Source organism: Streptomyces sp. NBC_00299 (genome assembly GCF_036173045.1).
In the GTDB taxonomy this organism is placed as follows: Bacteria; Actinomycetota; Actinomycetes; order Streptomycetales; family Streptomycetaceae; genus Streptomyces; species Streptomyces machairae.
Genome location: NZ_CP108039.1, coordinates 1931619 through 1958187 on the forward strand (window position 1 = coordinate 1931619; position 26569 = coordinate 1958187).

21 protein-coding genes are annotated in these 26569 nt (G+C 72.2%); 7 read left to right on the forward strand and 14 right to left on the reverse strand.

The annotated features are described in order from the left end of the window. Window positions 1-55 precede the first annotated feature (55 nt). Window positions 56-316 (reverse strand): helix-turn-helix domain-containing protein, encoded by a 261-nt coding sequence (locus tag OHT51_RS08400; protein ID WP_328878274.1) that lies wholly within the window; start codon window positions 314-316, stop codon window positions 56-58. 32 nt (window positions 317-348) lie between these two features. Here OHT51_RS08400 and map point away from each other — a divergent pair, with 32 nt between their 5' ends. Both map and OHT51_RS08410 read left to right on the forward strand, forming a co-directional pair. Continuing rightward, complete coding sequence (gene map, locus OHT51_RS08405) at window positions 349-1116, forward strand: type I methionyl aminopeptidase (protein ID WP_328878275.1); 768 nt, start codon at window positions 349-351, stop codon at window positions 1114-1116. Between the two features lie 195 nt (window positions 1117-1311). Next, complete coding sequence (locus OHT51_RS08410) at window positions 1312-3873, forward strand: ATP-dependent Clp protease ATP-binding subunit (RefSeq protein ID WP_328878276.1); 2562 nt, start codon at window positions 1312-1314, stop codon at window positions 3871-3873. Between the two features lie 15 nt (window positions 3874-3888). Here the strand turns inward: OHT51_RS08410 and ggt are convergent, their stop codons facing one another. Beyond that, window positions 3889-5682, reverse strand: coding sequence for a gamma-glutamyltransferase (gene ggt / locus OHT51_RS08415; RefSeq protein ID WP_328878277.1), 1794 nt, complete (start codon window positions 5680-5682; stop codon window positions 3889-3891). A gap of 117 nt (window positions 5683-5799) precedes the next feature. Between ggt and OHT51_RS08420 the strand changes: the two genes are divergently transcribed. After that, a complete protein-coding gene (locus tag OHT51_RS08420; RefSeq protein ID WP_328878278.1) occupies window positions 5800-6558 on the forward strand; it encodes a hypothetical protein in 759 nt (252 codons plus the stop codon). Between the two features lie 116 nt (window positions 6559-6674). Continuing rightward, window positions 6675-8243: a CocE/NonD family hydrolase gene (locus tag OHT51_RS08425; protein ID WP_328878279.1), complete on the forward strand. Its 1569-nt coding sequence runs from the start codon at window positions 6675-6677 to the stop codon at window positions 8241-8243. A gap of 226 nt (window positions 8244-8469) precedes the next feature. On the opposite strand, the gene OHT51_RS08430 is transcribed toward OHT51_RS08425, so the two are convergent. Continuing rightward, on the reverse strand, window positions 8470-9213 hold the full coding sequence (locus tag OHT51_RS08430; RefSeq protein WP_328878280.1) for an amino acid ABC transporter ATP-binding protein: 744 nt from the start codon (window positions 9211-9213) through the stop codon (window positions 8470-8472). Window positions 9214-9350: 137 nt separating this feature from the next. Continuing rightward, entirely contained in the window at window positions 9351-9758 is a 408-nt protein-coding gene (locus OHT51_RS08435) for a DUF6278 family protein (RefSeq protein WP_328878281.1), read from the reverse strand. Between the two features lie 256 nt (window positions 9759-10014). Between OHT51_RS08435 and OHT51_RS08440 the strand changes: the two genes are divergently transcribed. Then, window positions 10015-11781 (forward strand): SGNH/GDSL hydrolase family protein, encoded by a 1767-nt coding sequence (locus OHT51_RS08440; RefSeq protein WP_328878282.1) that lies wholly within the window; start codon window positions 10015-10017, stop codon window positions 11779-11781. Window positions 11782-11886: 105 nt separating this feature from the next. On the opposite strand, the gene OHT51_RS08445 is transcribed toward OHT51_RS08440, so the two are convergent. The 8 genes from OHT51_RS08445 to OHT51_RS08480 form a co-directional block, all read right to left on the reverse strand. Continuing rightward, window positions 11887-12666, reverse strand: a complete 780-nt coding sequence (locus OHT51_RS08445; RefSeq protein WP_328421546.1) for an exodeoxyribonuclease III — start codon at window positions 12664-12666, stop codon at window positions 11887-11889. A gap of 56 nt (window positions 12667-12722) precedes the next feature. Continuing rightward, on the reverse strand, window positions 12723-13358 hold the full coding sequence (locus OHT51_RS08450; protein ID WP_328878283.1) for an MBL fold metallo-hydrolase: 636 nt from the start codon (window positions 13356-13358) through the stop codon (window positions 12723-12725). Between the two features lie 65 nt (window positions 13359-13423). Beyond that, window positions 13424-14722 carry a bifunctional 3-oxoadipate enol-lactonase/4-carboxymuconolactone decarboxylase PcaDC gene (gene pcaDC, locus OHT51_RS08455; protein ID WP_328878284.1) on the reverse strand — a complete coding sequence of 433 codons (1299 nt, stop codon included), beginning with the start codon at window positions 14720-14722 and terminating at the stop codon, window positions 13424-13426. Window positions 14723-14843: 121 nt separating this feature from the next. Next, window positions 14844-16904 (reverse strand): SWIM zinc finger family protein, encoded by a 2061-nt coding sequence (locus OHT51_RS08460; protein WP_328878285.1) that lies wholly within the window; start codon window positions 16902-16904, stop codon window positions 14844-14846. Window positions 16905-17251: 347 nt separating this feature from the next. Further along, window positions 17252-20092, reverse strand: coding sequence for a DEAD/DEAH box helicase (locus OHT51_RS08465; protein WP_328878286.1), 2841 nt, complete (start codon window positions 20090-20092; stop codon window positions 17252-17254). Between the two features lie 172 nt (window positions 20093-20264). Further along, window positions 20265-20843: a sugar kinase gene (locus OHT51_RS08470; protein WP_328878287.1), complete on the reverse strand. Its 579-nt coding sequence runs from the start codon at window positions 20841-20843 to the stop codon at window positions 20265-20267. Then, complete coding sequence (locus tag OHT51_RS08475; RefSeq protein ID WP_328878288.1) at window positions 20840-21988, reverse strand: ROK family glucokinase; 1149 nt, start codon at window positions 21986-21988, stop codon at window positions 20840-20842. Before OHT51_RS08475 ends, OHT51_RS08470 begins: the two co-directional genes overlap by 4 nt. Before the next feature lie 138 nt (window positions 21989-22126). Further along, a complete protein-coding gene (locus tag OHT51_RS08480; RefSeq protein ID WP_328884273.1) occupies window positions 22127-22864 on the reverse strand; it encodes a GntR family transcriptional regulator in 738 nt (245 codons plus the stop codon). A 129-nt stretch (window positions 22865-22993) separates the two neighbouring features. Here OHT51_RS08480 and OHT51_RS08485 point away from each other — a divergent pair, with 129 nt between their 5' ends. Continuing rightward, window positions 22994-24016 (forward strand): Gfo/Idh/MocA family protein, encoded by a 1023-nt coding sequence (locus OHT51_RS08485; protein WP_328878289.1) that lies wholly within the window; start codon window positions 22994-22996, stop codon window positions 24014-24016. A gap of 152 nt (window positions 24017-24168) precedes the next feature. Here OHT51_RS08485 and OHT51_RS08490 read toward each other — a convergent pair whose 3' ends face one another. Both OHT51_RS08490 and OHT51_RS08495 read right to left on the reverse strand, forming a co-directional pair. Beyond that, window positions 24169-24849, reverse strand: a complete 681-nt coding sequence (locus tag OHT51_RS08490) for a response regulator transcription factor (protein WP_328878290.1) — start codon at window positions 24847-24849, stop codon at window positions 24169-24171. 94 nt (window positions 24850-24943) lie between these two features. After that, the gene (locus OHT51_RS08495; protein WP_443052434.1) at window positions 24944-26197 is read right to left on the reverse strand and encodes a sensor histidine kinase; all 1254 of its coding nucleotides are present in this window, start codon (window positions 26195-26197) and stop codon (window positions 24944-24946) included. A 169-nt stretch (window positions 26198-26366) separates the two neighbouring features. On the opposite strand from OHT51_RS08495, the gene OHT51_RS08500 reads away from it, so the two are divergent. Next, window positions 26367-26567 (forward strand): hypothetical protein, encoded by a 201-nt coding sequence (locus OHT51_RS08500; RefSeq protein ID WP_328878292.1) that lies wholly within the window; start codon window positions 26367-26369, stop codon window positions 26565-26567. The last annotated feature ends 2 nt before the right edge of the window (window positions 26568-26569 follow it).

Here is a 26569-nt window from a genome sequence, read left to right on the forward strand (position 1 = left end):
GAGGCTGCCGGAGCGTGACGTGCAGACCCTCTCGGGCCGCACCGTCGGGGCGACCTCAGGCGGCCGCTTCGACAACCGGAGCACAACGCCCGACCAGTTCGTCCATCGACAGGCCGAGGGCATGCGCCACCGCCGCCACCGTGAAGAAGGCCGGCGTCGGCGCCCGGCCGGTCTCGATCTTGCGGAGCGTCTCCGCGGAGATGCCGGCGCTCGCCGCGACGTCCGTCATGCTGCGGCCGCCGCGGGCTTCACGCAGCAGCCGGCCGAGCCGCTCGCCGCGTTCACGCTCTTCGGGGGTGAGAGGGGTGCGCACCATGCGACCATTCTAATACCGGTATAGTAATTGGCATGGTGGAGCTGAAGACGAACCGGTCGATCGAGGCGATGTACGAGGCGGGGCAGGTCGTGGGCCAGGCCCTCACCGCCGTACGCAAGGCCGCCGACGTGGGGGTTTCCCTGCTGGAGCTGGACGAGGTGGCGCGCGAGGTGCTGCGCGACGCGGGGGCGACGTCGCCCTTCCTCGGCTACCGCCCCTCCTTCGCCCCGGTGCCCTTCCCCGCGGTCATCTGCGCCTCGGTGAACGACGCGATCGTGCACGGCATCCCGACCGGTTACCGCCTGCGCGACGGCGACCTGGTCTCCATCGACTGCGGCGCCGAACTGGGCGGCTGGACCGGCGACTCGGCGATCAGTTTCACGGTCGGCAGCGCGCGCCCGGCCGACGTACGCCTGATCGAGACCGCGGAACGGGCGTTGGCGGCGGGCATCGGGGCGGCCGTCGTCGGCAACCGACTCGGCGACATCGCCCACGCGATCGGCTCGGTGTGCCGGACGGCCGGGTACGGCATCCCGGACGGCTTCGGCGGGCACGGCATCGGCCGCAAGATGCACGAGGACCCGTCGGTGCCGAACGAGGGCCCTCCAGGCCGGGGCATGCGGCTGCGGGCCGGCCTGGTCCTCGCCATCGAGCCGATGCTCATCGCCGGCGGCGATGACGGCTACCACGCGGCACCGGACGGCTGGACCCTGTGCACGAACGACGGCTCCCGCGCCGCCCACGCGGAGCACACGGTGGCGGTCACGGAGTCGGGGCCCCGGATCCTGACGGCACGCTGAGGCGGCGCCCCCGCCGGTGCGGCTCGGCGGGGGCCTCGGGCGCCGTTTCCCTGAAGGTGCCCCCGGCCACCGATCGTGCGAAGGTGTTCTACGAACGCGGCCAGGTGTAACCGGCTTGCGCCCGGGTTACCCGACTCCGGCACGTCGATGAGCGAGGGCGACCCTGCCCGCGCAGGGACGCCGGATGGGAACGCCATGACCAGCGGCTTCACTGGTGGTCCGGAAGACTACGACCCCTTCGGGGAATTCCTCGCCCGCTTCTTCGGCGGACCGCGCCCCGGCCCCCGTCAGATCGACATCGGCCGCCTGCTCAGTCAGCCGGCCCGCGAGCTGGTGCAGGGCGCCGCCCAGTACGCCGCCGAGCACGGCAGCCGCGACCTGGACACCCAGCACCTGCTGCGCGCCGCGCTGTCCGCCGAGCCGACCCGGAGCCTGCTCACCCGGGCGGGCGCGGACCCCGACTCGCTCGCGACGGAGATCGACGAGCGGTCGGGCCCGGTCCAGCACCCGCCGGGCGAGGTCCCGCCGCCGACGTCGCTGTCCCTCACCCCGGCCGCCAAGCGGGCCCTGCTCGACGCGCACGACCTGGCCCGGGCGCGGGGCACCGGCTACATCGGCCCGGAGCATGTGCTCAGCGCCCTCGCCGCGAACCCCGACTCCGCCGCCGGCCACATCCTGAACGCGGCCCGCTTCGCCCCCTCCGGCCCCGGCATGCCTCCCGAGGCCTCGGACAGCTCCCAGTCCCGGCCCCGGGTCGACCAGCGACCGCGCGTCGAGACCGGTACGCCCACCCTCGACAAGTACGGCCGCGACCTCACCGACCTCGCCCGCCGGGGCCGTATCGACCCGGTGATCGGCCGGGACGAGGAGATCGAGCAGACCGTCGAGGTGCTCTCCCGGCGCGGCAAGAACAACCCGGTGCTGATCGGCGACGCGGGCGTGGGCAAGACCGCGATCGTGGAGGGCCTGGCGCAGCGGATCGCGGACGGCGACGTGCCCGACATCCTCGGCGGCCGCCGGGTGGTCGCACTCGACCTGACGGGCGTGGTCGCAGGCACCCGCTACCGGGGCGACTTCGAGGAGCGGCTCAACAACATCGTGGGCGAGATCCGCACCCACTCCGACCAACTGATCGTCTTCATCGACGAGTTGCACACCGTCGTGGGCGCCGGGGGCGGCGGCGAGGGCGGCTCCATGGACGCCGGGAACATCCTCAAGCCGGCGTTGGCCCGCGGCGAGTTGCACGTCGTGGGCGCGACCACGCTGGAGGAGTACCGCAGGATCGAGAAGGACGCGGCCCTCTCCCGCCGCTTCCAGCCGATCCTCGTCCCCGAGCCGACCACTGCCGACGCGATCGAGATCCTGCGCGGCCTGCGCGACCGCTACGAGGCCCACCACCAGGTCCGTTACAGCGACGAGGCGCTCGTCGCCGCCGTGGAGCTCTCCGACCGCTATCTCACAGACCGCCGCCTGCCGGACAAGGCGATCGACCTGATCGACCAGGCGGGCGCCCGGGTCCGGCTGGGTGCACGGAGCAAGGGGACGGACGTACGGACCCTGGAGCGCGAGGTCGAGCAGCTGTACCGGGACAAGGACCAGGCGGTCAGCGACGAGCAGTACGAGCAGGCCACGCAACTGCGCGACCGTATCGTCGAGTTGAAGCAGCGCATCGCGGAGGCCTCCGACAACGAGGAGGCCGACGAGGGGCAGCATCTGGAGGTCACCGCCGAGGCCATCGCCCAGGTCGTGTCCCGGCAGACCGGCATCCCGGTGAGCAGCCTCACCGAGGAGGAGAAGGACCGGCTGCTCGGTCTGGAGGAGCACCTTCACGAGCGGGTCGTCGGCCAGGACGACGCGGTGCGCGTGGTCTCCGACGCGGTGCTGCGCTCCCGGGCCGGACTCGCGAGCCCCGACCGGCCGATCGGCAGCTTCCTCTTCCTCGGCCCGACCGGCGTCGGCAAGACGGAGCTGGCCCGCGCCCTCGCCGAGGCGCTGTTCGGCAGCGAGGAGCGGATGGTCCGCCTGGACATGAGCGAGTACCAGGAACGGCACACCGTCAGCCGCCTGGTCGGCGCCCCGCCCGGGTACGTCGGCCACGAGGAGGCCGGGCAGCTCACCGAGGTGGTGCGCCGGCACCCGTACTCGCTGCTCCTGCTCGACGAGGTCGAGAAGGCCCACCCGGACGTCTTCAACATCCTGCTGCAGGTCCTGGACGACGGCCGGCTGACCGACTCCCAGGGCCGCACGGTCGACTTCACCAACACGGTCATCGTGATGACCAGCAACCTGGGTTCGGAGGCCATCGGCCGCGGCGGCAGCGGGATCGGGTTCGGCGCGGGGGACGAGGAGGCCGACGAGCAGGCGCGCAGCGAGCGGGTCCTGCGGCCGCTGCGCGAGCACTTCCGGCCCGAGTTCCTCAACCGCATCGACGAGGTCGTCGTCTTCCGCCGTCTGACCCCGGAGCAGTTGGAGCGGATCACCAACCTGCTGCTGGACAAGACCCGTCGCCTGCTGCACGCCCAGGGCGTCTCGGTCGACTTCACCGGCGCGGCCGTCGACTGGCTCTCCGAGCGCGGCTACCAGCCCGAGTACGGCGCCCGGCCGCTGCGCCGGACGATCCAGCGGGAGGTCGACAACCAGCTCTCCCGGTTGCTCCTGGACGGCCGGATCGGCGAGGGCGGCCGGGTGACGGTGGACGTGGCGGACGGAAAGCTCACCTTCCGTGCGGAAGAGCTGCCGCCCGCCCCCGAGTTGTGACGCCCGGCGCGGGCGCTACGACGCCGGCCGCACCACCATCGCCGAGCCGCCGCCCCGCCGTACCGTCTCGGCGGCGGCAAGCCACTTCCCGTTCGGCAGCCGCTGCACAGCGGTGGCGGCGCCGATCTCGGGGTTGGCCTTGAAGGAGTGCCCGATGGCCTCCAGCCGGGCCTTCGACTCGCTGTCGAGCCCGGGTTCCAGCTCGGTCTGGGCCGCGTTGCGCTGGCTGGCGCGGGGCGCGGCGATCGCGTCGACCAGGGGCAGTCCGCGGTCGAGGAAGCCGGTCAGGGTCTGCAGCACGGTTGTGATGATGGTCGCGCCACCGGGCGAACCGAGCGCCACGACGGGCTTGTCGTGCCGGTCGAGGACGATGGTCGGGGACATCGAGGAGCGCGGACGCTTGCCCGGACCCGGCAGGTTCGGGTCGTGCACGGCCGGGTTGGCGGGCGTGAAGGAGAAGTCCGTGAGCTCGTTGTTGAGGATGAAGCCACGGCCCGGGACGGTGATCCCGCTGCCGCCGGTCTGCTCGATGGTGAGCGTGTAGGAGACGACGTTGCCCCACTTGTCGGCCACCGTGAGGTGGGTGGTGCTGTCGCCCTCGTACGTGGTCGGGGCCGCCGTGCCGCCGGCGCCGCAGGCCGCCGGGTTGCGCGGGTCGCCCGGCGCGACCGGGCTGGTCAGTACCGCGTCGTCCTTGATCAGGCACTCCCGCGAGTCGGCGTACCGCTGCGACAGCAGGTCCTTCGTCGGTACGTCCTCGAAGGCGGGGTCGCCGACCCAGCGCCCGCGGTCGGCGAAGGCGATCCGGCTGGCCTCGATGTAGCGGTGCAGGTACTGGGCCTTACTGGCCTTCGACAGGTCCGTGTTCTCCAGGATGTTCAGCGCCTCGCCGACGGTCGTGCCGCCGGAGGAGGAGGGCGCCATGGAGTAGACGCCGAGTCCGCGGTACGAGGTCCTGGTGGGCGCCTGCGACTTGGTGCGGTAGGTGGCCAGGTCCTTGGCGGTGAGGTCGCCGGGGCGGGCCTTCCAGCCGGAGCCCGGGTCCACGGGCGGGCGGTTGACCGTGTCGACGATGTCCTCGGCGATGTCGCCCCGGTAGAGCGCGCCGACGCCCCTCTTCGCCAACTCCGCGTAGGTGCGGGCGAGATCGGGGTTCTTGAAGGTGGAACCGACGACCGGGAGTGCGCCGTTCGGCAGGAACAGCTCGGCGGTGTCCGGGAAGTATCGGAACCGGGTCTCGTTCGCGGCGGTCTGCGAGCGGAAGGTGTCGTCGACGGTGAAGCCGTCCCGGGCCAGCCGCTCGGCGGGCTTCAGCACGGTGGCGAGCCGTTTGCTGCCCCACTTGTCGAGCGCCTTCTGCCAGGTGGCGGGCGTGCCCGGGGTGCCGACGCTCAGGCCGCTGGTGACGGCCTCGGCGAAGGGGATGGCCTTGCCGTTCTCCACGAACAGGTCGGAGTCCGCGCTCAGCGGCGCGGTCTCGCGGCCGTCGATGGTGCGCACCGTACGGGACTTGGCGTCGTAGTAGACGAAGTAGCCGCCCCCGCCGACGCCGGCGGAGTAGGGCTCGGTGACGCCGAGCGCGGCGGCGGTGGCCACGGCGGCGTCGACGGCGTTGCCGCCCTTGCGCAGCACCTCGACGCCGGCCGCGGAGGCGTCCGGGTCGACGCTCGACACGGCGCCGCCGTAGCCGACCGCCACGGGGACCTTCTCGGGGCTGCTGTGCGCGGCAGGGGGCGCTGCCGCACCCACCGACAGCACGGCGGCCGAGACCGCCAGGACCGACAGTTTCCGCGCGACAGGGCGACGCATCCGCACCTCCAGGCAGGGGCTGTTGGCGCAGCCTAATCGATCGCCATGCCCCCGTCAGGAGCGCGTGGCCCCGTGTGTCGAACAACGGTTTGCGTTGGCCCGCTACCATGCGCGCCCATGAATGACGACGTGCGCAACATCGTTCTGGGCGTGGTCGCGGCGGCCATCAGTGCCGCCCTCGGCTGGCTTGCCCGTACGTACCTGTGGAAGCGGAAACTACGCCGCAAGCAGGCGTTCTTCGGGCTGCCCGACAATGCCGAGTCCCTGCTGGTGGTGAACCGCGGGGCCGGCGGACCCGAGCTCACGGTGATGCGATACGACGTCTTCGCGCTGCTCGAACTCGCGGCGCTGATCAAGGACTGCCACGCCCACGCCCAGATCATCCCGCACGACGCGGCACGCCAGGGTTTCGGGGAGCGCACCGAGTTCTGCGTCGGCGGCCCGTCGTCGAACCGCCGCATGACGGCACACCTGGCCTCCCTGCTGCCCGGGGTGCGGGTGAACGTCGACGCCGAGCCAGGCCCGGACCGGGGCGCCCTCCAGATCGGCTCCGAGCGCTACCGGGTGGAGGTCGGCAAGGAGGAGTACGCGCTCCTCGCCCGGCTCACCGTCGGCGAGAGCCAGGGCCCCCGCCCCGTCTTCCTGTTCTGCGGGCAGACCGCGATCACCAACCAGGCGGCCACCCGCTACCTCGCCCGCAACCACGAGCGGCTGACCCGCAAACACGGCACCGGCTCCTTCGTCCTGCTGCTGAAGGTGGTCAACTCGCAGGCGTACGGCCCGGATGTCGTGGAGCTGATCGCGGACGTCACACGGGCGGCGCAGGCACCGTTGCCGACACCCGCGCCCGCGCGGAATAGCCATCGGTCCTCCTGAGGTCCAACACATTCCGGTAATCGTTACTGGCACGTAACTTACCGACGGGTTACTTGCGGTAAGAGGCCGCGGTTACCGTCGGGTCACTTTGCACTGACACGAGTGAGGAGTGACCCGTGGGACACCAAAGCAAGGCCCTGCGCACGACCGCGGTGGGCGTCGTCTCCGCGACCCTGGTCGCCGGTAGCGCCCTCGGGCTCGCCCCCGCCGCCCAAGCCGCCCCGAACGGCGTCCGCTTCGTCGACATCACCGGCGACGGCGGCACCACCCTCAAGGCGAACGTCGTCACGCCGACCGGCGCCGACGGCTCGCGCCGCTACCCGCTGCTCGTCATGCCCACGAGCTGGGGCCTGCCCCAGGTCGAGTACTTCGCACAGGCCCAGAAGCTCGCGAACTCGGGCTACGTCGTGGTCAGTTACAACGTGCGCGGCTTCTGGCAGTCGGGCGGCGAGATAGAAGTGGCCGGCCCGCCCGACATAGCCGACGCGTCCAAGGTGATCGACTGGGCGCTCGCCAACACCCCGTCCGACGCGCAGCACATCGGCATGGCGGGCGTCTCGTACGGCGCCGGCATCAGCCTCCTCGCCGCCGCGCACGACAAGCGGGTCAGGGCGGTCGCCGCCCTCAGCGGCTGGGCCGACCTCATCGGCTCGATCTACGCCGGCCGCACCCAGCACCTCCAGGCCGCCGGACTGCTGGACGGCGCGAGCCTGGTCACCGGCCGCCAGAGCGCCGAACTCCGGCAGATCTTCGACGACTTCTACGCCTCCGACCTGTCCAGGGAACAGGACATCATCAACTGGGGGAAGAAACGTTCGGCCGCAACATACGTGGATCAACTCAACAAGAGCGGCGCCGCGGTCATGATGGCCAACGCCTGGGGCGACACGGTCTTCCCGCCCAACCAGTACGCGGACTTCTACGAGAAGCTGACCGGCCCCAAGCGTCTGGAGTTCCGCCCGGGCGATCACGCGACCCCCGAGCTGACCGGCCTGTTCGGACTGCCCAACGACGTGTGGACGGACACCGAGCGCTGGTTCGACCACTACCTCAAGGGCGAAAACAACGGCATCAACCGCGAGCTGCCGGTCCAGCTCAAGTCCCGTTCCGCGGGGGGCTACGAGGGCTACCCGGACTGGAAGTCGGTCGGCGCGACGAACAAGAAGATCGCCCTCGGCGGCAGCACAACGATCCGCACGAACGTCAACTCGGGCGCGGACGGCGGAGTCGTCTTCCTGTCCAGCATCCTCGATCAGGTGGCCCAGCTGCCCCCGATGGCCTCGATCCCGCTGCTCCCCCGGCTCTGGGCGGGCGTGTGGCAGTCCGAGAAGTACGCCACGGCCCAGCACGTGCGCGGCACGGCGAAGTTGCACACCACCGTCACTCCGACCAAGGAGAGCGGCACCCTCGTCGCCTATCTGTACGACGTGGGCCCGCTCGGCCTCGGCAAGCTGGTCAGCAACGCGCCGTACACCTTCCACGGACGTACGCCCGGGAAGCCGTTCGGCGTCGACCTGGAGCTGTACTCCACGGCCTACGACGTCCCGGCAGGACACCGGCTGGCCCTGGTCGTCGACACGGTCGACCCGCTCTACATCGAGCACAACCCGTCCGGCGCGCGGCTGACCTTCTCCTCACCGGCGAACGACCCGTCGTACGTGTCGATTCCACTGCGCGAGCAGTGATCTCCGGCCGGCGCCGGGCGGGTATGGCTCTGTAACTGCTGCCCCCTGCTGCCCCTGTTGCTAGGGGCCGTGGGGGGATCCCCACCCGGCAGCAGCGTCCCTGGTCGCGGCCGAGGTCACCACCACGGCTTTGGGGACGGACGGAACATCGTAGTCGAGGTCGGACGCGGAGGGGATTGCGGTGTCCACAAACGCCGTTCTTCTCGGCATGGGTCGTACTCCCCGCTCAGTGATGGAGGATCTTCGAGAGGAAGTCCCGGGCGCGCTCGCTGCTGGGGTTGGTGAAGAACTCCTCGGGGCTGCGGTCCTCGACGATGCGGCCGTCGGCCATGAACACCACGCGGTTGGCGGCCGAGCGGGCGAAGCCCATCTCATGGGTGACGACGATCATCGTCATGCCGTCCTGGGCGAGTTGGCGCATGACCTCGAGGACCTCGTTGATCATCTCGGGGTCGAGTGCGGAGGTCGGCTCGTCGAACAGCATCGCCTTGGGCTCCATCGCGAGGGCCCGGGCGATGGCCACGCGCTGCTGCTGGCCGCCGGAGAGCTGCGCGGGGTACTTGTCCGCCTGGTCGGCCACGCCGACGCGCTCCAGGAGTTCGTGGGAGCGCTTGTCGGCCTCGTCCTTCTTGCGCCCGCGGACCTTGACCTGGCCCAGCGAGACGTTCTGCAGGACCGTCTTGTGGGCGAAGAGGTTGAAGGACTGGAAGACCATGCCGACTTCGGCGCGCAGCCGGGCGAGACCCTTCCCCTCGGCGGGCAGCGGCTGTCCGTCGAGCTTGATCGTGCCCGACTGGACGGTCTCCAGTCGGTTGATGGCCCGGCACAGCGTCGACTTCCCCGATCCCGAGGGGCCGATGACCACGACCACCTCCCCCTTGCCGACGGTGAGGGTGATGTCCTGCAGGACATGCAATTCCCCGAAGTACTTGTTGACGTCACGCAGCTCGATCAGTGGATCGCCAGCCATGCCCAGCCCCAGTCACTCTCAGCTGTGTAGCGGTTTCCGCAAACTATCCGGGCAAGAGAGTACTTAATACACGACACGCACTTTTCGGGCATAAGCCGTATTTACGCCGAACTTATGTCGAACTCCAGGCCAGAGCCTTACGCTTCCGCGACTTCCGCATACAGCTGCGACAGCTCGGGCACCCCGCTCGCGGCCCACTCCTGCCCCGAGGCCACGACGTCGAACTCACGGCCGGACGCGAGACGTACGACCGGCTGACCGTCCGGCCGGATCTTCCATGCGGCTCCGGGCACGGTGCGCACGATGACGGTGCCGAGATACAGACCGGCGTCGTTGCCCAGCCAGGGCAGGATCTCCTCGTCCTCCCGCCAGCGCGGTACCAACTGGTCGACCGCCTCCAACGAGGCAGTGGTGTCGTCGAGTTCGACCCCCGCCCGGGACGCGTGGGAACGCAGGAGTTCACATTCGGCAAGGAGTTCGGCGATGCCCTCGGGGTCGGGGGCCCCGCGCTTCTCGCGCCGGTGGCCCAGAAAAGGGATCTTCATACGCCCAGCGTGTCATTCGTCCTGCCGAACGCACCACAGGCGCGCTGGCCGCCGATTCCGGTCGAGTTCACGCCGAGTTCAGGCATGGCGCGTTGACGGGTCACGTGCGCCTCTCTAACTTCTCGGTGCGTCTTGCGTCTCGTCCGAACGTCTCAGGCGAACCTGTCGTCCGAGTGTCGCGCCTGAACGTCTCGCTTGAAGTTGTCATGCGCAGTCATACGCAGTCCTGAGCGGTCGTGAACGGGAGGAGTCGGAGTTGCGCCGACGTGTGTGGAGTTCCGCGGTCGTCCTCGCTGTCTTCGCGGTCCTGGTGCCGGAGGTCTCCGCACAGGCGGCCGCCGAACGCAGAGCCGGGCCGCTCCCGCTGGAGCGGCTCTTCGACAACACGGCCGTCAGCGACGACGCCCGGCCCGCGCAGGCGGACTTCGACGGGGCGGGCGGCTCGCTCTCCGCGCAGGCCCTGGCGGCAGCCGGCTGGACCCCCGGGCGGGCGCTGACCGTGCAGGGAGCCCGGCTGACCTGGCCGAAGCGGCAGCCGGGCCAGGCCGACAACGTCCTGGCCGCGGGACAGGACGTGAAGGTGCAGGGGCGGGGTGACGCCCTCGCGTTCCTCGTGGCGGGCACGGACGGCTTCGATGTCGGCGGCGCGGGGACGGTGTCGTACACCGGCGGCGCCCGCTCGACCTACAGCCTGACCGCCCCCGACTGGCGCACCGGCCCGCTCGCCACCAAGGCGGTGGCCCTGTCGCACATCAACACCCCGAACGGCCAACTCGCCGAGCGGGCGCGGCTGTACGTGATCACCGTGCCGATCCTGGCGGGGCGCGAGGTCGCGTCCGTACGACTGCCGCGGGCGACCGGGCTGCACGTTTTCGCGCTGGCGGTACGGGCCCAGGCCGCCGGCTGGACGGGGACTTGGGCGGCCGCGACGGGCGGCTATCCGACCGTGGGGCCGTGGACCGACCGGACGCTGCGCCTGGTGGTGCACACCTCGGCGGGCGGGCCGCGGGTACGGCTGCGGTTCGACAACACCTTCGCGGCGGCGCCGGTGCGGATCGGCAGGGCCACGGTGGCGGTGCAGGCGGCGGGCGCGGCGGCGAAGGCGACGCCGGTCCGAGTGCTCTTCCGCGGTGCGGCGGGCGTGGAGATCCCGGCCGGGGCACAGGCGTACAGCGATCCGCTCGGGTTCCAGGTGCCCGCGGACAGCAATCTGCTCGTGAGCTTCCATCTGCCCGGGACCGTGCCGGCCGCACCGGTGCACCGGCTCGCGCAGCAGCGGTCGTACGTGAGCGCACCGGGCGACCACACGGCGGACGTCTCCGCCTCGGCCTACCCCACCGTCCTGACCAGTTGGCCGCTGCTGACCGGTGTCGACGTGAGCGGTGGGCCGGGGTCCGTGGTGTTGCTGGGGGACTCGATCACCGACGGCGAGAAGTCCACGACGGACGCCAACCGGCGGTGGCCCAATGTGCTGGCCACACGGCTGTTGAACCAGAATGTGGTCCCACGCTATGGGGTGCTCAACCAGGGGATCTCCGGCAACCGTGTGGTCTCCGACCGGTATCCCGGTGACGGGGTCTCCACGGACACGGCCGGGGTGAGCGCCTTGTACCGGTTCGACCGGGATGTCCTGGCCCAGACGTCGGCGCGTACGGCGGTGGTGTTCGAGGGCATCAACGATGTGCGCTGGGGCACGACCGCGGAGCAGGTCATCGCCGGGCTGCGCGCGATCGCGGACCAGGGGCATGCGCGAGGGCTGCGGATGCTGGCGGCGACGATCCTGCCGTGCGAGGGAGAGGCGCGGTGCACGGCCGCCGTCGACGCCGAACGGGTCGCGGTGAACCAGTGGATCCGCTCCGGCACCGCGTTCGACGGTGTGCTCGACTTCGACGCGGTGGCACGGGACCCCGCGCGGCCGTCCCGGCTGCTGCCCGCGTACGACAGCGGGGACTATCTGCATCCCGGGGACGCGGGGCTCGCTGCGCTGGCTCGGTCGGTGGATCTGCGGGCGCTGGTGCGGTGACGCTGTGCGGCGTCACGGTGGCGGTCCGGGGGCTCTGCCTCCGAACCTCCATTTCGGCCTGAACGGCCTCGCCCTCAAACGCCGGACAGGCTGGAGGGCGTGGCCCTACACGTCGAGATCCACCACAACCGGCGCATGGTCCGAGGCGCCCTTGCCCTTGCGCTCCTCGCGGTCCACGTACGAGTCGGTGACCGCCTTGGCGAACGGCTCGTTGCCGTACACCAGGTCGATGCGCATGCCGCGGTTCTTGGGGAAGCAGAGCTGGCGGTAGTCCCAGTACGTGTACGGGTGGTCGTACTTGAGGGGGCGCGGGACCACGTCGGACAGGCCGGACTCGCGCAGGGAGGCGAGGGCGGCACGCTCGGCGGGGGTGACGTGGGTGAGGCCCTCGAAGGCGGCCACGTCGTAGACGTCGTCGTCCGTCGGCGCCACGTTGTAGTCGCCCATCACCGCGAACGGGCGGCTGCCGCCCGCGTCGCCGGCCACGGCCGCCTTGAGGGCCTCGAACCACTGGAGCTTGTACGCGTAGTGGGGGTGGTCCACCTCACGGCCGTTCGGCACGTACACCGACCAGACGCGGATCGGGCCGCAGGTCGCGGAGATGGCGCGGGGCTCGACGACATCGTCGAAGCCGGGGTCGCCCGGCAGGCCCTTGACGACGTCCTTGAGGCCGACGCGGGAGAGCACCGCCACGCCGTTCCACCGGCCGGTCGCGTTGACCGCCGCCTCGTAGCCGAGGTCGCGCAGCGGGTCGAACGGGAACTGGTCCTCGGCGACCTTGGCCTCCTGGAGGCACAGCACGTCGGTGCCGCTGCTCTCCAGCCAGGCCAGGAGCCTCGGCAGGCGGGCGGTGATCGAGTTCACGTTCCAGGTCGCGATGCGCATGCCTGACAACCTACCGGGCGGGACTGACAACCCGGTCCCGCCCGAGGTGGGACCGCTCACACCTCCGCCGAGTCCCCCGGCGTCAGGCGCAGGTGCTCCGCGCCGCCGAGGCTGCCGATCTGGCGGTCGTAGATCGGCCGGGCCAGGTCGGTGAGCAGAGCGTCGTGGATGTCGTAGGCGCGCTGCGGCTTGACCTCGCGGACGTAGTCGATGACCTCCGCGATCTTGTTCCAGGGGGCCATGACCGGCAGCATCAGCGTCTCCACCGGGCGGTCGGGAACGGTGAGGGCGTCGCCGGGATGGAAGACCTTGCCGCCGTCGACGAGGTAGCCGACGTTGGTGATGCGCGGGATGTCCGGGTGGATGACGGCGTGCAGTTCGCCGTGGACCTGGACGTCGAAGCCGGCGGCGGTGAAGGTGTCGCCGTGGCCGACGGTGTGCACACGGCCCGGGAACGCCGCCGCGATCTGCTCCGCGACGGAGCCGAGCGTCCAGATCTCGGCGGCCGGGTTGGCCTCCATGGCCGCCCGCAGCCGTCCCTCGTCGAAGTGGTCGGGGTGCTCGTGCGTGACGAGGATCGCATCCGCGCCGAGCGCGGCGTCCTGCTCGCTGAATCCGCCGGGGTCGAGAACGAGCGTCTGCCCGTTCTTCTCGAGCCGGACGCAGGCGTGCGACTTCTTCGTGAGCTTCATGGCTCCATCCTGACGCGCGCCGGTTGCGGATGCCCGCTCCTGCGGATGCCGACCGCCGCGGGTCCTCACTCCTGCGGAGTGGTCTCCTCCCTGATGACCTGCTGGGCGACCTTGAAGGCGCTGTTCGCCGCCGGCACGCCGCAGTAGACGGCCGCCTGCAGCAGCACTTCCTTGATCTCGTCCGGCGTGAGGCCGTTGCGCAGGGCGGCGCGGGTGTGGAAGGCGAGTTCGTCCATGTGACCGCCCGCGACCAGGGCGGTGAGGGTGACACAGCTGCGGGAGCGCCGGTCGAGCCCGGGTCTGTCCCAGATCTCACCCCAGGCATACCGCGTGATGAACTCCTGGAAGTCCCCCGAGAACTCGTCCGCCTGCGCCAGCGCCCGGTCGACGTGTGCGTCCCCGAGCACCTCGCGCCGGACCTTGATCCCCGCGTCGTACGGGTCCGGGCGTCCCGTCGTCTGCGGTGCCACGACGGCCGGGGCGATCTCGGCGACGGGCGCGGGCTGGGCGGGCGGGGCGACCAGGACCGGCTTGACGGGGGCGGCGACGATGGCCATCTGGCCGGTCGAGGAGTCGTACGCGGGCTGCCAGGCGGTGGAGAAGTGCCGGACCAGCAGATCGGTGACGGCGGCGGGCTGCTCGACCGGTACGAGGTGGGAGGCGCCGGGCACGACGGCGAGACGGGCGTCCGGTATCCCGGCGACCAGCGTGCGGGCCTCGGCGGGGCCGGTGACCTGGTCGTCCGAGCCGACGAGGACGAGCGTGGGCACCGCGACGCCGCCGAGCTGCGGCCGTACGTCGAAGGAGGCGAGCGCCTCGCAGGCGGCGATGTAGCAGCCGGGGTCGGTGGTGCGCACCATCTGCACGGCCCACTCGGTGATGGCGGGCTGGGCTGCGGCGAAGCCGGAGGTGAACCAGCGGTCGGGCGAGGTGCGGGCGATGGGGTCGAGGCCGTTCGTGCGCACGATCACGCCCCGCTGGCGGAACTCGTCCGGCGTGCCGAACCGGGGAGATGCGGCGATGAGCGCGAGCGAGGCGATGCGCTCCGGGTGGCGCAGGGCGAGTTCGATGCCGAGTGCGCCGCCGAGCGCGCAGCCCGCGTAGCCGAACCGCTGCACGCCGAGGCCGTCGAGGGTGGCGAGCAGCCGGTCGGTGAGCTCGGCCACGGAGCCCGCCGGGTACGCGGGCGCGCCACCGTGCCCCGGCAGGTCGAATCGGAACACCCGCCACTGCTGGGTCAGCTCGGGGACCTGTCGGTCCCACATGTGCCAGGTGGTGCCGAGCGAGGGGCCGAGGATGAGGACCGGGGCGTCTTCCGGGCCGTCGAAGCGGTACTGGAGGGCTGGGGTCTTCGTCTCACTCACTGCTCCACGCTAACCGCCCTTTCCGAGCGCCGGACCCCTGGGCCCCAGGTCCTTACACCCGGCTCCCTCACATCAGCGAGGAACTCTCACACGGCCTTCACGGGAAGCCGGTTCAAATCGGTCACTCCTCCGGCGAGGCACCGAGACCTGTCAGGGCGCCGACCGGGTCGAGGTCGGGGGTGCCACGGGGCCACCAGTCGTCGTGGCCCGGCTCCGATTCGTACGGGTACCACAGGCCGTCCCGGCCGAGGCGGAGCTGGACATGGCCGCGGGGGTGGGTGAGGTGGTTGCGCCACGGGCGGAAGGCGGGGAGGTCGGCGGCGAGCAGAAGCGGGCGGGCGCGGTCGAAACGGCCGGCCGGCGGATCCCAGGGCTCCTCGAGCACGGCGAGCCCTTCGAGACCGCCCTGCCGCCAGGCGGCGACCGCACGGGCCAACTCGGCCGGGGTGCGGTCGGCGGCGGCGGACAGGGACGAGTACAGGGCGCGGGTGCCGGCGGTGAGGCCGGAACCGGGACGGGCGGCGGCGAGCCGGACCGCGTCCTGCCACAGCGTCAGGTCGGCCACCGGGTCGCGGCCGGTGCCGAGGAGGGCGTGCGCCCGGGCTGCCGCGTCGGTCGCCAGCTGGTCCAGCGCGAAGGGGTCCGGGCCGCCCGGGGCCGCCGGGTAGGCGGGCGGCTGCTCGGGGTGCGCGGGCACGGGCAACGGGGTGGGCAGCGGGGGGAGTCGGCGGTCGGGGGCCAGGGCGTCGGTGGCCCGTACGCCCGCCTGTGGGGCCGGTTCCTTCTCCTGTGCGGCGCGTGCCGCGCGGGCGGCGTTGCGGCGGGACAGGGCGTCGAGCAGCGCGCGTTCGCCCCGGCCGCGCAGCAGGAGCAGTACGAAGGGGTCGGCGTCCAGCAGGCGCGCGGTCTGGTAACAGAGGGCGGCGGCGTGTTTGCAGGGGTGTCCGCGGTCGGGGCAACTGCAATGGGGGTCGAGGTCACCGGGCCCCGGCAGCAGCGGCACCCCGCAATCGGCCAGGGACTGGGGCATCTCCTTGTCCAGCAACGCCGCGATGTGCCCCGGCCGTTCGGCCACGGCGTCCAGCAACCGTGCCCAGTCGGCGTCCTCCAGCGTCCGCAGCCGCACCTGCACGCGGTACGGCCGCGGACGGCTGCCCCGCACATACGCCAGCACGAGCCCCGGCGTCACGGTGATGGCATCGACGTGCCCCTCCTGCGCGTAACCGCGCCCGCGGGCCAGCCGCTTGGGGTCGAGCGCGCCTTCTTCCAGTGCGGTCACCCAGGCGTTGCCCCACCAGGTCTCGGCAAAGCCGTCGTCGTCCGCCGGGCGGGGCGCGAAGGCGGGGAACGTACGCCGGAGTTCGCCGTCCCGGCCGGGGGCGGCCATGGAGCGGGGGACTTGAGGGGTGGCGGGGGCAACGGGGGTTGCGGCGGTGGCGGGTCCGGGCTCGGTGCCGACGGCGGGGTCGGGGTCGGGGTCGGGGTCGGGGTCGGGGTCGGGCGGAGGCTGTGCGGGATCGCTGCCGGAGCGGGCTGAGGGCGGTGCGGGTGAGTCCGCCACCGGGTGCGCGGGGCTTGACGGGGCTGAGGACGAGTCCGAGGTGGGGTTCGCCGGGGTGTTCCGCCGCTGTGCAGTCGGATCCGGCATCGCGCCGGCCCCCGAGTCGTCCTCGTCGGGCGAGTCCAAGGGCGGCATCTGGAAGGCACCCGCGAGCCAGCGGCGCACCTCAAGGGCACGCCGGTTCTCGGTGCCGCCGGCCGGGGTCCGTCGACCCTCGGCGCCGGTGGGTGCGGTACGTCGCGGTCGAGGCGCGCCCTGGGCTGCCCGGTCGGCTTCCTCCGCCTGGGCGCGCCGCCTCTCCCCGAGCGCGGCACGCAGCGCTTCCCGGGCGGCGTCCGCGGGACGCGACCCCCGTGGGCCGGTCTCGATGCCGAGCACGCGCGGTGCGGGATCCGATCCGGTGCGGGATCGGTCCCCGCTCTCGTCGGGGGCGAGGGGCGCGGCAGGTCGCGCCTCGGGGCCGTCACCGTCCGATGCCTCGGGACCTTCCGCGTGGGTGTCCGACGCGTCCGGGCCGTCGTAAGAGGCCCCAACCTGGCCCGTGTTCCCCTCGGACACCCTCTCCCGCTGTTCCCGCGCAGCCCGCAACGCCCGGCGTGCCAGGTCGGCCGGCCGGGGCACGGGCTCCTCGTCGCGACGCACCCCACCCGGTCGACCCGGCGCCTCCTGCCGGCTCAGCCCACCCCGACCAGGCCCATCCTGCCGACTCGGGTCGCCGTCCGGACCCGGGTCGCCGTCCGGACTCGGCTCACCCAGCCGACCAGGCTCGTGCGGCCGGCTCGGCTCGCTGTCCCGGCTCGCTTCCCCCTCCCGACTCGACTCGGTCCTCCGGCCAGGCTCCCCGTCCCGGCCCAACTCCCCCGCCCGTGAAGTCTCCTCGTCCAGACCCGGAGCGCGCCCCACTCGCGCCTCATCACCGCTCATGGCCGTCTCGTCACCCCCCGGCTGCCTCGACTCCCCCGCCCCCGTCATGACTCCCTCCGCAAGGACACGAGGTCGGACAGTTCGCGCGCCGTCAGTTCCGTGAGGGCCGATTCGCCGGTGCCGAGGATTGCGTCGGCCAGGGCGCGCTTGGATTCGAGCATCTCGGCGATGCGGTCCTCGACCGTGCCCTCGGTGATGAGGCGGTGGACCTGGACGGGCTGGGTCTGGCCGATGCGGTAGGCGCGGTCGGTGGCCTGTTCCTCCACGGCCGGGTTCCACCAGCGGTCGAAGTGGACGACGTGGCCCGCGCGGGTCAGGTTCAGGCCGGTGCCCGCCGCCTTCAGGGAGAGGACCAGGACCGGCGTCTCGCCGCTCTGGAAGCGGTCCACCATGCGCTCGCGGTCCAGGACCGGGGTGCCGCCGTGGAGCAGTTCCACCGGGACGGCCCGGGCTGCGAGGTGGGCGGCGATCAGCCGGGCCATCCCGACGTACTGCGTGAACACCAACGCCGAGCCGTCCTCGGCCAGCACGGTGTCCAGCAGTTCGTCCAGCAGGGTCAGCTTGCCGGAGCGGGCGGCCAGACGGTCCGACGCCGCCGCCTCGGCCTCCTTGAGGTAGAGGGCCGGGTGGTCGCAGATCTGCTTCAGGGACGTCAGCAGCTTCAGGACCAGGCCCTTGCGCGCCATGCCCTCCGCCGTCTCGATGACGTACATCGACTCACGCACCACCGCCTCGTAGAGCGCCGCCTGTTCACGGGTGAGCGGGACCGGGTGGTCCGTCTCCGTCTTGGGCGGCAGCTCCGGGACGATCCCGGGGTCGGACTTCTTGCGGCGCAGCAGGAAGGGCCGGACCAGGCGGGCCAGCCGGTCCACGGCCTCCTCGTCCTCGCCGTTCTCCACCGCGCGTGCGTGCCGGGCGCGGAAGGACTTCAGGGGACCGAGGAGGCCGGGGGTCGTCCAGTCGAGCAGGGCCCAGAGCTCGGAGAGGTTGTTCTCGACCGGCGTGCCGGTCAACGCCACGCGCGCGGGTGTCGGGATGGTGCGCAGGGCCTTCGCCGTGGCCGAGTAGGGGTTCTTCACGTGCTGCGCCTCGTCGGCGACGACCATGCCCCAGGTGTGGTGGGCCAGCGTCGGCGCCGTCGACCGCATCGTGCCGTACGTCGTGAGGACGAAGCCGCCGTCCACGCCCTCCAGGGTGCGGTCCGGACCGTGGAAGCGGCGGACGGGGACGCCGGGCGCGAAACGGGTGATCTCCCGTTGCCAGTTGCCCAGCAGCGAGGCCGGGCAGACGACCAGGGTCGGGGCCGTCCGCGCGCGCTTCAGGTGCAGGGCGATGACCGTGATCGTCTTGCCGAGTCCCATGTCGTCGGCCAGGCAGCCGCCGAGTCCGAGGGACGTCATGAGGTCCAGCCATGCCAGGCCCCGGAGTTGGTAGTCCCGCAGCGTCGCCCGCAGCCCCGGCGGCGGTTCGGCCGGGCGCACCCCCGACGTCAGCCGGTCGCGCAGGGCGGCCAGAGCGCCGACCGGTACCGCCTCGACCGGCTCGCCGTCGACGTCCGCGCTGCCGGTGAGGGCGACGGACAGCGCGTCGACCGGGTCGAGCAGGCCCAGTTCGCGCTTGCGGGCCTTGCGCACCAGGGCCGGGTCGACCAGCACCCAGCTGTCCCGCAGCCTGACGACCGGGCGGTGCGCCTCGGCGAGCGCGTCCATCTCGGCCTCGCTCAGCGGATCGCCGCCGATCGCCAACTGCCAGCGGAACTGAAGGAGTTCCTCGCTCTCGAAGAAACCGGTGCCGTCGGTCGCCGAGCCCGGCGCGGGCCGTACGACCGCGGCGGCGCTCAGGTCCTGGGCCAGGTCCCGGGGCCAGTGGACCGCCACTCCGGCCGCCGCGAGGCGGGTCGCCGCCACGCCGAGCAGGTCGCCCAACTCGTCGTCGGACAGGGCCAGCACGTCGGGCACGTCCTGCTCGGACAGCCGGTCGAGCGGGGCCCACACCCGGGCCGCCCGCCGCACCGCCAGAGCCGCGTCCACACGCGCGCGCGGCCCGAAGGCAGCGTCCGCCTCCCCCGACCACAGGGCGGCCGCGTCGGCCACCAGGGTGGGGTCGGCGAGGCTGTGCACCTGGACGATCGCCGCGCCCGCGCTGCGGACGCCGCCGTCCCGGTCGTCGAAGAGGTCGTACGCCGAGAGGTCCAGCCGCAGCGATACCCGCACGCCCGCGTCCATGCCGGCGGCGACCTCGGCCGCCCAGTCGTGGGCGCCGGGCAGGCGCTGGGCCTCGCGCGCGGCGAAGGGCTTGCCGGAGGTGTGCGGCGCGGCGGGAGTGCGCGGCAGGGTGTCCGCGACGGCGTCCAGGAAGGAGCGCAACAGCGCCTCGGGTTCGGGCAGCAGCAGCGGCCCCGGGCCGGGCAGCGGGACCGCGTGGCCTTCGTACGGCAGGGCTGCTGCGACCGCTCGCAGGTGTGCGATGTCGTCCGGGTCGAGGGGCCCGGCCCGCCAGGCGTCGTGGCCGGTGGGCGTCAGGCCGGGCAGCAACCGGCCGCGCGCGGTGAGCCGCAGCGCATGCAGCGCTGCCGCGCCCCAGCAGGCCGTGGCGGGGTGGGCGGCCGGGTCGCGCCGGGCCCGCACGAGCAGCGGCAGCGCCTCGCCGAGCGGCAAGGACAGGGCCGGGGTGGTCCGGCGGCGCACTCCGGCGCCATGGCGTCGTACGACGGTGAGCTCGGTGTCCTCGGCGGGCAGCGGGCCACCCTCCGGGTCCCAGAAGGCGATCCGCCCCTCGCGCGGCAGGGAGGCGGGCAGGAAGACGGCAGCGAGGCGGACGGGGACGGCGTCGCCGGACCGCTCGGCCACCGCGGTGCCGCCGCCGTGCGCGAGCCTGTCGCTCATACGTCCTGTCACCTCCCGCCCATGAGTCGGATCAACCGTCTTCGACTCTACGGGCGGGGTCTGACAATCGGCCCCGCGACCGGTCCTGGCGATCGGTCCTGGCGATCGGTCCTGGCGATCCGTCCGGGCAACCGGTCCGGGCCGGGACTTCACTGAGTCGTCGACGGGATCATCAAGGGATGGTGCGCGAGACGACGTATACGAACGGATTGTCCGGGTCGGACATGTTCACGACGACGTCCTGGGTCGGGGCCGGGTCCTTCTGCTTGTGGACGAAGCCGTACCACGGGCCGGGGCGCTTGAAGTCCCAGCCGGTGACCTTCTGGTCGCGGGCGCTGATGGTGATGGCGTCCGGCTTCAGCTCGGCCCGGCTGACGCCCATGGTCTTCAGGAACCAGTCGAAGTTCCAGTCCGGCGTCTGGAACTGGACGTAGAGACGGCTGGTCCGCCAGTTGTTCGTCTCGTAGTAGGCGACCTTGCCCGACGGGTCCGGGACCGGGATCTGGTACAGCCGGCGCTGGACCTTCGACGGCCAGCCCTCGGTGAGGCCGGTCGCCGAGTACTTCTCCTCCTTGTCCTTGCCGCTGTCGCGGCTCTGGTTGGCGGAGATCACGAGGTAACCGGCCGGCACGCCGATGAGCAGCACGATGATGAGCAGGGTGAGCGCCCTGCGCCGGATCTTGTGGCGACGGTCCTCGGTCGGCTGCTGCTCGTCCGGGGAGTCGGCCTGGCGGGGTACGGACATGGTCACGCCGACCCCTGCGACGCTCGGCGGGCCTCGGCGAACCGCGCATAGCGCTCGTACCGCTCGACCCGGCGCCGGTTGGCGCGCCGGAAGCGGCGGGCGACCAGGCGGGCCAGGTCGGCGGCGCCGACCATGCCGGCCTCGGGGCCGAGCTGGGCGCGGGTGATCCGGGCCTCGGGGCGGTAGCCGCGGCCGGTGAGGTGGCGCTTGAAGGCGTCCCGCGCGGGGCCGATCAGCAGGTCGTCCGCGGCCGACACACCGCCGCCGATCACGAAGCAGGAGGGGTCCAGGGCGGCCGCGAGGTTGGCGATGCCGACGCCGAGCCACTGGCCGATGTCCTGCAGCAGCTCGATGCACATGGCGTCGCCGTCGCGGGCCAGCTCGGTGATCATCGGGCCGGTGATGTCGCCGATGCTGCCCTTGACGTGCTCGATGATCCCGTATGCCACCGGCGAGTCGGCGGCGGCCAGCTCGCGCGCCTCCCTGACCAGCGCGTTGCCGGAGCTGTACTGCTCCCAGCAGCCGCGGTTGCCGCACGGGCAGCGGTGGCCGCCGGGCACGACCTGCATATGGCCGAACTCGCCGGCGACGCCGTACTTGCCGCGCTTGACCTGACCGTCCTCCAGGATCGCGCCGCCGATGCCGGTGCCGAGCGTGATCATGACGAGGTGGTCCTCGCCCCGGCCGGCGCCGAAGCGCCACTCGGCCCAGGCGGCGGCGTTGGCGTCGTTGTCGACCAGCACGGGCACGGCGAGCCGCCCGGCGAGGCGGTCTCTGAGGGGCTCGTTGCGCCAGGACAGGTGGGGCGCGAACAGGACGCGGTTGCGTTCGGCGTCGACCCAGCCGGCCGCGCCGATGCCGACGGCGTGCACGTCGTGCCGGTCGGACAGGTCCAGGACCAGTTCGACGATGGTGTCCTCGACGACCTTCGGGCTCTTGGACTTGTCCGGGGTCTCCGCGCGGAGCTTCTCCAGGATGTTCCCGTCGGCGTCCACGACGCCCGCCATCACCTTGGTGCCGCCGATGTCGATCCCGACAGTGGGCACGCGGGGTGCGGTCAGGTGCGAACGGCGCTCCCGCGGGCCGACCGTGCGCAGCACGGGGGCTCGCCGGGAGCCGATGGGGGCGGTGAAGTCGCGGTAGGTGCTCATCAGGCCCGATTCTGCCGCACGCTCATGCCGGGTGCCGAACGGGGCGACAAAGGGGGGCGCGCGTCACAGTAAATTGTCCGGACATTGCGACCAGGTCGGTCCCGCCGCCCCTCGCTCAGGACCGTACGGCTGCGGATCTCACGGGCGGACGAGCAGCTGGAACTCGAAGGAGTAACGGCTCGGGCGATAAGTGTGGGTGCCGTACTCGACCGCTCGGCCCGTGTCGTCGAACGTCACACGCTGCATGGTGAGCAGCGGGGCGCCCTCCTCCTCGGCGAGCCGTTCGGCTTCGGCGCCGGTGGCGGCGCGCGCGCCGATGGTCTGGCGGGCGCTGTGCAGGGTGATGCCGGCGGTCCTCATCAGCCGGTACAGGCCGGTGGACTCCAGCTGCGCGGTGTCCAGGTCGATCAGGGCGGGCGGCAGGAAGTTGCACAGGTACGCCATCGGCTCGCCGTGCGCCAGCCGCAGCCGCTCGATCCGGTGCACGTCGCTGCCCTCGGCCACCCCGAGCGCGGCGGCGACCTCGGCGGACGCCGGGACGACGGTGTTGACGATCACCTTCGTCGCCGGGCGCTGGCCGGCCGACTCCAGGTCGTCGTAGAGGCTGCTGAGCTCCAGCGGCCGCTTGACCTGGCTGTGCACGACCTGTGTGCCGACGCCCCGGCGGCGCACCAGCAGACCCTTGTCGACCAGCGACTGGATGGCCTGACGGACGGTCGGCCGGGACAGGCCGAGGCGTGCGGCGAGTTCGATCTCGTTGCCCAGCAGGCTGCCGGGCGTGAGCGCTCCGTGCTCGATCGCGGCCTCGAGCTGCTGGGACAGCTGGAAGTACAAAGGCACCGGACTGCTCCGGTCCACACTGAGCTCGAGTTCCACGGTCGGGTCCACTTCTGGTTTCGGCACGGGCCGAGCGTAGCTCTACGCGTTGTTGACGGGAAGTCGTGTAGTTCGATTGTCCGGACATACGCATTGACAGCCTACGCACCGAACCCCCACTTTGTTTCCATGCGCATCGGGGTCATCGGTACGGGCCGTATCGGCACCATTCACGCCAACACGCTCAGTCGTCACCGCGACGTCGGCTCCCTGATCCTCACGGACGCGGACGGCACGCGGGCGCTGGATCTGGCGCGCCGGCTCGGCGAGACGGCGGCGCCTGGCGTGGACGAGATCTTCAGGTGGGGCGTGGACGCGGTGGTGATCACGACCGCGACCTCGGCCCACGCCGAACTGATCGGTCGGGCAGCACGGGCGGGGCTTCCGGTCTTCTGCGAGAAGCCCATCGCGCTGGATCTGCCGGGCACCTTGACCGCGATCGAGGAGGTGGAGACGGCCGGGACGGTTCTGCACATGGGCTTCCAGCGCCGCTTCGACGCGGGGTACGCGGGCGCGCGTGAGGCGGTGCGGTCAGGGCGGCTCGGGCGCCTGCACACCGTGCGCGCCCTGACCAGCGACCAGGGGCCCCCGCCGGTCGCCTGGCTGCCGCTGTCCGGCGGGCTGTACCGGGACACGCTGATCCACGACTTCGACGTACTGCGCTGGGTGACCGGGCGCGAGATCGTCGATGTGTACGCCGCCGGCTCGGACGCCGGGCCGGTGATGTTCCGTGAGGCCGGCGACGTCGACACGGCCGCGGTGTTGCTCACGCTCGACGACGGCACGCTCGCCACGGCGACGGCGACGCGGCTGAACGGCGCCGGGTACGACGTGCGCATGGAGTTGGCCGGGGAGCTGGACCAGGTCGTGGTCGGGCTGGACGACCGTACGCCGATCGCGTCGACCGAGCCGACCGGGCCGCCCGCCGCGGACAAGCCGTGGTCCGGGTTCCTGGAGCGGTTCGGTCCCGCGTACGAGGCGGAGCTGAACGCGTTCGTGGAGGTGGTGCGCGGGGAGCGGGCCAACCCCTGCGACGGGCGGGAGGCCTTGCAGGCGCTGCGGATCGCCGAGGCGTGCGAGCTGTCGAGACGCGAGCGAAGACCGGTCGCGCTCGGAGAGATTCCCGGCGGGACCCCGGCGACGGCCATGTGACCGGACCGGGCTCGGGGCCCCTCGCCGGCCGTCCCCCTACCAGCGCACCGGCAGACTGCGCATCCCCGGCAGCCACTCCCCGGGCGGGCCCGCGATCACTTCCGTCATGACAACTCCCCCTTCGACATTTCGCCAACGCGCGGGGGCCCGCCCTAGTGCCCGTCCTCCTCCACTTCCGCCAGAAGTCCCGCGTCGTACGCCAACAGGGCGATCTGCACACGGTTGTTGAGGTCCAGCTTGGCCAGGACGCGGGAGACATGGGTCTTGACGGTGGCGACGCTCATGAAGAGCTCCGCGGCGATCTCGGCGTTGGACAGCCCTCGGCCCACCGAGACGGCGACCTCGCGCTCGCGGTCGTTGAGGGCGGTGAGCCGCTCACGCGCGCGTGAGCGGCGGGTTTCGGCGGCGGCGCCGGCCGCGTGGGCCATCAACTGGCGTGTCACGGTGGGCGACAGCACCGGATCGCCGGCCGCGACCCGGCGCACCGCGTCGACGATCTCGGCGGGCGGCGTGTCCTTGAGGACGAACCCGGCGGCGCCCGCGCGCAGGGCGCGCAGCACCTGGTCGTCGGCGTGGAACGTGGTCAGCAGCACGACCTGTGGCGCGTCCTTCCTGCTGCGCAGCCGCTCCGTGGCGGTGAGTCCGTCGACCGACGGCATCCGGATGTCCATGAGGACCACGTCCGGCCGGGAGCGGTCGACCAGCGCCTCGACCTCGGAGCCGTCGGCCGCCTCACCGACGATCTCGATGTCGTCGGCGCCGCCCAGCATGATGGACAGCCCGGCCCTGACCAACGGGTCGTCGTCGACGAGGAGGAGCCTGATCGCAGTCATGTGCCTTACGTAATCACGGTTGTACGGCGTGGCGGGGACGGACGGCGCACTGCGGGGCGGCCGTTGGGCTGCCCCGCTCCGGTACCGACGGTGCTCACCCCCACGGCAGCCGGGCCCGCACCTCGAACCCGCCGTCCCCGGTGGGCCCGTGCTCCAGTCGGCCACCCGTCAGCGTGGCCCGTTCCGTCAGTCCGATCAGGCCCTGTCCGGAGCCGGGTACGTGCGGCACCTCGCCCTCGGGCGCCGGGTTGCGCACCGAGACGCACAGGCCGTCGCCCGGCGCGCCGGTCACCGAGACCGTGACCTCCGTGCCGGGCGCGTGCTTGCGGGCGTTGGTCAGGCCCTCCTGGGCGATGCGGTAGGCGGTGCGGCCGACGGAGGCGGGGACGGCGGCCGGGTCGGTGACGCGCTGGTCGAGGGTGACCTTCATGCCGGCCTCGCGGGACTCGGTGGCCAGCGCCTCCAGCGCCGCGAGGGTCGGCTGCGGACGGCCGGAGTCGTCGGGCTCGGCGGCCCGCAGTACGCCGATGATCTCCCGTAGGTCCTGGAGGGCCTCGTGGGCGCTCTCCCGGATGACGCTGGCCGCCCGCGCGATCTCCTCGCGGGGTGCGTCGGGCCGGAACTCCAGGGCGCCCGCGTGCACGCTGAGCAGCGTCAGACGGTGCGCGAGGACGTCGTGCATCTCCCGGGCGATGGCCTCACGGGCGAGCCGCTGCGCCTGTTCGGCCCGCAGCCGCGCCTCGTTCTCGGCGCGCCGGGCTCGGTCGCGCAGGCTCAGCAGGAGCTGGCGCTTGGACCGCGCGAGCATGCCCCAGCCGACCACCGCGACCGTCAGCAGCGAAGCCAGGACGACCGACCAGCCGTACGGCATGTCGGGCTCGGGACGCACCAGGAAGTACAGCGGGTTCAGCACCGCATACGTCCCGGCGACCCAGGCCACGTACCGGAAGGGCCGGTGCACGGCGAGGGTGAACAGAGCGACCAGGCTCGCGCCGCCCGCGGTGCTGGACAGGAGGGCGACCGGGACCATCACGGCGGCGAGCGCGACCGGCCAGCGGCGGCGCAGCCACACCGCGGCGCAGGAGAGCGCGCCGACCAGCTGGTCGAAGACGGCGTATCCGGCGGGGAGGTCCTCGTCCTGCATCGTGTCGGCGGCCAGCAGACCGATGATGACGGCCAGCAGGAAGCAGGAGAAGTCGACCACCCAGTCCCGCGCGGTGCGCCGGGGTCGCCCGGGGCGCTCGGGGTCGGGGTCGAACTCCTTGATCAGGGCCGAGGGCAGCAGCCAGCGCCGCCCCTCGAACGCCTGGGGTGCGGGCACCTGCTTGTCACCACTCACGGTCGACAAATCTACGCAGTGCCGGGTCCCGGCACTTCCCTGAGGGCGGGAGCGACGACCAAAGTCGCGGCATCGGCGACCTTGGTCGCGGCGGACCACCCGGAACGGGGACTTCCGTCAGCCATGGCTCGCCCCGCGGCCGATTGGAGTGGGGGGTCCGCGGGGCGAGAGTCATGGCATGAAGCAGTTGCTGGAGATCCTGGGAGTCATCGCCCTGGCGCAGGGCGTCATGGGCCTGCTGAACGAGTTCACCGCGTGGGACTGGGGTCTCGTACAGGGGCTCGACTTCCTCGACGGCTTCGAGATCTACGCGAGCGTCGCCCTGCTGGTGCTGGCGGTCGCGCTGTTCGCAGCCGCCGGAAGCCGGAAGCCCGGATGAAC